This is a genomic window from Rhodovulum sp. YNF3179, assembly GCF_050586465.1.
In the GTDB taxonomy this organism is placed as follows: domain Bacteria; phylum Pseudomonadota; class Alphaproteobacteria; order Rhodobacterales; family Rhodobacteraceae; genus CAJXYS01.
The window spans coordinates 21,883-28,243 of sequence record NZ_JBOCEG010000011.1 but is presented as its reverse complement, the minus strand read 5'-3'; the positions used below and the strand labels follow the sequence as shown (position 1 = coordinate 28,243).

Below are 6,361 nucleotides of genomic sequence, written 5' to 3'. Positions count from 1 at the left end.
CGCACCTCCACCGCACACGCGCCTTGGTGTGTCCTGCCGGCCAACAACAAGAAATACGCGCGGATTGCCGCGATGCACGAGATCGTCGAGCGGCTGTCGGCCGATGTCGACCTGTCACCGCCGTCTCTTGGCGCGGCGGTGCTCGAAGAGGCCAAGAAGCACTTCGATTTGCCCGAGCCATTTGCACGCCACCTCTCGCGGTCACCGCAGTGAGGCAGCCCGCCCGCGCATGCCCGGGGCTTCACCCGTGTCCACCGCGGTCACGTATCTTGCGCATCGATGCCGCGCCGGAAGATCGTTTTCTCGGTGCGGGCGATGCGACGGATCGTTCTGAAGATATCGTCGAGTGCCTCGGTCAGCTCAATTTCGCGGGTATAGGCTGGCAGCCTCTGCGGTTCAGAGGTCTGCAGGCGGGCCACCTGATGCGCGGCGATTTCCTTGAGGATCCTGGCGACCCTTGATTTCATTGCCCGGACCTCGGCGGCACGATTGCGGTCACGGGTCTCGAGGGCGGCAATGGCGCCGGACATGGCCGTCACCACCTCGCCGTGAAGCCGGGTGATGATCCGCGCCGTGGCGTTACTGATCGTCACGTTCTCGTCGATGCGCTTGCGGGCCGAGGTCACCATGCCGGTCGCGATCTGGTCGCCGATATGCTCGAGGTCGTTTGCGATCTTGATATAGGCCATCAGCAATTCTGACTGGTCGTCGCTCAGGTCGCCGAGGCTGATCTGGCGCAGGTAGCCGACGATCTCCCGGTGCAGCAGGTCCACCGGGCGGTCCATGACCCGGAGCTGGCCGATCTGCACCGGGCTTCCGGAAACCACGGCGGGAAATGCCGCTTGCAGCATTTCCTCGACCAGCCGGGCCAGCCGCAGGGTCTCGAGCCGGGCCGCGTCGAGGGCAAAGGCAGGCAGTTCGAGCAGTTGCGGATCCAAATGCTGCGGCGCGTATCGCGGCTCGACCCTGGCCGGACGGACGGGGATGAGCCATTCGACCAGGGTCGTGATCTGCCGTGTGAAGCCGATGAAAAGCGCGGCGTTCACGACGTTGAAAAAGGTATGGACGTTCGCGATCTGCCGCGGCGCCTCCGCGTTGATGCGTGCGACGCCGTTCAGCGCTGGGTAGCTGGGTGAAATATGCCGGGCGACATCGGCGAGCTGCGCGATGAGGCCGATCCAGATCAGTACGCCGGCGATGTTGAATAACGTATGGACGACCGCCGCGCGGACCGCCTCGCGCGGCTTGCCGATCGACGCCAGAAGCGCCGTTACGCAGGTCCCGATATTGGCCCCGAGCGCCACGGCGATCGCGGCCTCGAGCCCGATCAGGCCCTGGCCAGCCATGACGATGACGATGCCCGTCGTGGCCGCGGAGGACTGGATCACGGCCGTGAACCCGGCGCCCGCCAGGGCGGCCACCAGCGGGTTGTCCAGGGAGGCAATGAAACGAAGGAACGGGGGATAGTCCCTGAGCGGCGCCATGGCTTCGCTCATGATGGTCATGCCGAAAAACACCAGCCCCAGGCCGAGCACGATGCGCCCGTATTCCCGTACATCCTCGCGCTTGGTCGCGAAGGAGACGAAAAACCCGAGGGTCAGCAGCGGCATGCCGAGCGCCGTGACGTTGAAGGCCAGGATCTGCGCCGTGAAGGTAGAGCCGATATTGGCGCCGATGATCATCGACACGCTTTGCGACGTGGTCATCATCCCGGCCGAGATGAACCCCACCAGGAGAACGGTCGTGACGGATGAAGACTGGATCAGCGCGGTGACCGTCGCGCCGGCGAACAGGCCCGTGAACCGGTTGCGGACCATCCGCGCCAGGATCGCCTTCATGTAGTCGCCCGCGACCTGCTTGAGCGACTGCGACAGGATATCGAGCCCGAAGAGGAACAGCGCCAGCCCGCCAAGTAGGGCGGTGGCAACGGCGATCTGGCTGATGTCAGTCACGCGGCCTCCAGGGGGCGCCCGGGCAACGCCGCGCTCATGGCAGCATCATGCCGCGGATCATGAAGAAGAACATCGCGGCCAAGACCCCGGCGAGCGGCACGGTGATCACCCAGGCCGCGGCGATCCGCACGAGCAGGCCACGCTTGACGAGCTCGATGCGCTGGACCCGCCCCAGGGCGCGGCGCTCGCGCTTGGCAAGGATGCGGTCCTCGGAGGACTGGCGCTTGATCTCGCGCAGCATTTCCCCCTTGGTCATCACGTCGGCGGCCTCGAACCGGGCGATGAAGGCCTCCACCTCCTCGGGATCGCTGTCCTTGTGATGGTCGCGGATCTCGGCGAGCTTCTGGGAATAGTTCGCCTTGATGTACTCGCGCAGGAACCCGACGCCGAACACGCCACCCACGGCGATATGCGTCGAGCTGACGGGCAGGCCGAGTTGCGAGGCGATGATCACCGTGATCGCGGCCGCCATGGCGATGCAATAGGCGCGCATCTTGTCGAGCTCGGTGATCTCGCTGCCGACGGTGCGGATCAGCTTGGGGCCGTACAGGGCAAGCCCGAGCGAAATTCCGATGGCCCCCACGGCCATGACCCAGAGCGGGATGGACGCCTTCTCGGTAACGCCGCCGGCGAGGATCGCGTCGTTGATGCCCGCCAGCGGGCCGACCGCGTTGGCGACGTCATTGGCGCCGTGGGCGAAACTCAGAAGTGCCGCCGCAAAGATCAGAGGCACGGTAAAGAGATCGTTCACGCTGCTCTTCTCGTTGGCAAGCCCGGCGGTCGAACGCCGGATGAGCGGGCGCATTACCGCGAAAACGGCCACGGCGATTCCAAGCCCGATCAGCACCGCTACAGGGAAGGGCACCTTCCAGAGCTTCGTCATCCCCTTGAGCATCAGGTAGGTGCCGAAGGCCCAGGCCATGAGAGCGACCAGGATCGGGACCATCCTGTTTGCCGCGGAGAGGATATCCTTCTGATAGGTGATCGACCGCTTGATCAGGTAGAGAAAACCCGCCGCGATCAGCCCGCCCAGAACCGGCGAGATGACCCAACTTGCGGCGATCATGCCGACCTGCGTCCAGTCCGCGATCCCCCAGCCGCTGGCAGCGATGCCTGCGCCGAGCACTCCGCCCACGATCGAGTGGGTGGTGGAAACCGGCGCCCCGATAGCCGTCGCGAAGTTCAGCCAGACGGCGGCCGCCAGAAGTGCCGCGATCATGAGCCAGATAAATGTATCCCGATCACCGATCAGAACCGGATCGATAATGCCTTTCTTGATCGTCCCCACGACGTCGCCGCCTGCGATCAGCGCGCCGCCGGCCTCGAAGAAGGCGGCGATGAAGATTGCCCCGGTCAGGGTAATGGCCTGGGATCCCACCGCGGGCCCGACGTTGTTCGCAACGTCGTTTGCCCCGATGTTCATGGCCATGTACCCGCCGATCATGGCCGCCACCACCAGCAGCGTTCCGTCCACCCCGCCATCGGTACGCCCCATGGTGAAGATCATGATGCCGACGATGAACAGAAGAGCCGTTCCGAAACGGAACAGCTCCTCCCTGTTCAGCCGGGCGGCGGATTCCACCTCTTCCGTTCTGAGCATGCCCGTTTCCCCCGTTGCCGCTGGAACGCCGAACGCGCTGTCGCGATTCTGGCGATGGCTCTCCTGAAGACGACTGTCATAAAACTGTTACAAAGCCTGTCGACCGTTACAAAACTGTCATCCAACTGTCATGATCTGAATCAATCTTCTGAAGATCCTTGGCCGCGTGCGGACATGTTTAGGCGACTGCACGGACGGCCGGCGGAACTTCCGGCCACGCCTCCCGCGAAGCCGGGCGCTGTTCCGACCCCGGGCCGGTGCACCGATAGGGGACCTGCAAGAGGGCCGGAACGCCGCGTTCTCGCACCCCGGTGCCGAGCGGAAAATCTTGGGTGCTCAGGTCATGGCCAGGTAGATGACAAGGGCCGCGAAAACGACAATGAGGGTCAGCCGCCCAAGATGAGCGGTGCGGCTACGGATGGTCGGCCATCGTTTTCCATATCGCTTGAGTCGTCTCATGCTGCGGACCGTCGGTCCTCGCGATCCGCGCAGACCGCACGCCCGCAACCATGCCGCGCCCGGATGACAGCCATGTGACAGGCAATAAGGCCGGCAATGCAGACAAGAGCGCGCTCTCTGCATTGCGTAGACGGCCTTTAGCGGACCTTCGGTTAATGTGCGGCGAATGACCGGAAACCGCCCATTAGCTCCGGATTCTGCACGGTCGAGAATGTAGTGATTGGCTCGAATTGGTGCTCAGGGAAATTGATAGTATGGTATGCGAAAGGGCCTTTCCCGAAAAGGAAGCCATCGCAAGATTGCTCGCGGTGGCCATCTCTCGAGTTCTTAAAATGAGATAGCCCCGGCCCATGATGGGCCGGGGCTTGTGGTTTCATTGACGGTGGGTGTTCGGGTCACGGGGCGCTTATCGCCTATTTTCGTCCACGACCGCCGCGGTTCATGGCCTCCAGAACGGACGCTTGGTGATCCGGATGGTGATGACCGTAGACCTGCTCGAGCGTATCCATCGTCAGGCCGAAATAGCCGCATGCTTCCCATTTCGGAGCGCCAGATTGCAGGGCCCATGTAATCGCCGTGTGCCTAAGTGTATGAGGCGTGACGGCCGGGAGTTTTGCATTCTCACGTAGTGTGGACCAGGAGGTTTTTATTGACTTCACGCCTTTACCGCGGAATTCGATAACCCATCCACTCTGATTATTCTTTTCCCAGATGCGAAGATGAACAAGGAGTTTTGGTGGAATTCTTACAGTGGGTGCCCTTTTCTTCGTTCTTCTTGATCCCGACTTCTTTCTGTAGATTAGATTGTTTTCGATGTCTATCCAGCCACCATGAGAATGAGGATGGAATTTTAATTGTAGAATATTTGTCTTTCGCGTTCCGGTATATACCCCAATTAAAATGAACTTCGCCAAATGTCTTGTCTTTTTATCTCTTCTGGCAATCCTGATCAGCCGAGCTGCCTGCGATCGGGTGATAAAATTTCCACATGACTCCTCCAGTTCCGGAAGCCATAGCTCAGGTTTGGCCGCCGATTTTGGCAGAACATAGTTTATTGCTGCTCGCAGGCAGCTGAGTTCGCGGCGAACTGTGCTTGATTTCACGTTTCTATTTTCTGCGTATTTAATGCACTTCTTTATATTGATTTCCGAAACAAGCATGTTCCCGAACCAATCATCGAGCGCATCGATTGCATAAGCGATCCGTTCCGGGTCTGCTGCTCGAATAGCATGTTCATCGCCGTACACGGCGAGTAGTTCGCTTACCCTCATGTTCGCGCGATCTCCCCGATGAAATTCTCGAGGAGTTTCAACCTGAATCAGGTAGCTGCGCAGTGCTGCTTCAGCTTCTTTGCGATCGCTCGTGCCGGTCGAGAATTCGGATTGCCCGTCGCGAATGACGTACGATGCATTCCGGGAGCCTTTTCTTTTCCGGAAATAGAGGCGGGGGCCTTTGGAGGGACGCGACATAGCTCGATCAGCTCCTCGATTTCGTTTTCTTTTAGGAAATACCGAGAGCCACAGAGAAACGTGTAGCCGTATCGATCTGCGACTTTTCTCAGGGATGAGGCTGGAACATTGGTCCTTCGTTCAGCCTCTTGAAACGTTACAAGTTTCAAGCGCTGGTCTCCGTTTCTATTTTTTGGGAGGACAAACGTCACCCATGCACCAAAAACCGAAACAAGGTGCTACCAGTAGACTGACGGGTGATGATTGTTCGATCACCCGCGAAGGTTTCGGGTGATCGGAAAAAGCGCAAATTGTGTGCGCTCTTCAGGCTTTGTAGCCCGATCAAAATTGAACGGCTACATTCCATGATCCGAGGGATATCAGGATTGGGCGAAGAGTATCGCCTTATTCCCTATACAGCGTTTTCGCGGGGGGAGTTTTCCTGATTGCACCCTCGAGATATGGAGGCCCATGAGGGTTGCAAGAGCCTCCAAGAAAAATTTTCAGGATCTTTGAAGCCTCTTTGGCGCTCGGGCGTTGATCCGAGAAAGGTTCTCCGCATGCCTGCACGCCGCATCGACCCGCGGATCATCTGGGCACACCGTCGCTACGGCGTGCGCGGAGGGATGCGCCGGATCATCGGCGTACTCGAGCGTAAGCAGCCGGTGCAGCCGGGTGAGCCGTTCCGTGAAGCGGGGGCGCCAGCTCTCAGCCTCGGCGATCTCGGAGATGAGCGCGAGAGTGGCCTGGCCGGCTTTCGGCCCGCCGAGCCAGCGCGCGGTCGCGATGAGGCCGTCGCCGTGGTCGGCGAGGTAGTCTTGCGCCTGCGCCAGGGTATGATCCCGGGTTGCGGTACGCGGGTCTGCGATCGGGTGGGCGATCTGGGTCGTATCGAACATGAG

General features: G+C 60.6%; 5 protein-coding genes. 1 reads left to right on the top strand and 4 read right to left on the bottom strand.

What is annotated here, in order from left to right; translation table 11 throughout:
* Positions 1–213 (top strand): hypothetical protein (locus tag ACQ5SP_RS16445; RefSeq protein ID WP_430939495.1); only part of this gene is annotated, 213 nt, incomplete at its 5' end.
* A 47-nt stretch (positions 214–260) separates the two neighbouring features.
* On the opposite strand, the gene ACQ5SP_RS16440 is transcribed toward ACQ5SP_RS16445, so the two are convergent.
* From ACQ5SP_RS16440 to ACQ5SP_RS16425, 4 genes are all read right to left on the bottom strand, one after another.
* Positions 261–1,952, bottom strand: coding sequence for a Na/Pi cotransporter family protein (locus ACQ5SP_RS16440; RefSeq protein WP_430939494.1), 1,692 nt, complete (start codon positions 1,950–1,952; stop codon positions 261–263).
* Between the two features lie 34 nt (positions 1,953–1,986).
* Positions 1,987–3,552 (bottom strand): inorganic phosphate transporter, encoded by a 1,566-nt coding sequence (locus tag ACQ5SP_RS16435; protein WP_430939493.1) that lies wholly within the window; start codon positions 3,550–3,552, stop codon positions 1,987–1,989.
* Positions 3,553–4,424: 872 nt separating this feature from the next.
* Entirely contained in the window at positions 4,425–5,480 is a 1,056-nt protein-coding gene (locus tag ACQ5SP_RS16430) for a tyrosine-type recombinase/integrase (RefSeq protein ID WP_430939492.1), read from the bottom strand.
* A gap of 482 nt (positions 5,481–5,962) precedes the next feature.
* Complete coding sequence (locus ACQ5SP_RS16425; protein WP_430939491.1) at positions 5,963–6,358, bottom strand: hypothetical protein; 396 nt, start codon at positions 6,356–6,358, stop codon at positions 5,963–5,965.
* Between the last annotated feature and the right edge of the window lie 3 nt (positions 6,359–6,361).

What these genes read in the sequence shown, in the direction of transcription:
- ACQ5SP_RS16435 (WP_430939493.1), bottom strand. Translation starts at nt 3,552, where the DNA reads ATGCTCAGAACGGAAGAGGTGGAATCCGCCGCCCGGCTGAACAGGGAG.
- ACQ5SP_RS16430 (WP_430939492.1), bottom strand. Translation starts at nt 5,480, where the DNA reads ATGTCGCGTCCCTCCAAAGGCCCCCGCCTCTATTTCCGGAAAAGAAAA.
- ACQ5SP_RS16425 (WP_430939491.1), bottom strand. Translation starts at nt 6,358, where the DNA reads ATGTTCGATACGACCCAGATCGCCCACCCGATCGCAGACCCGCGTACC.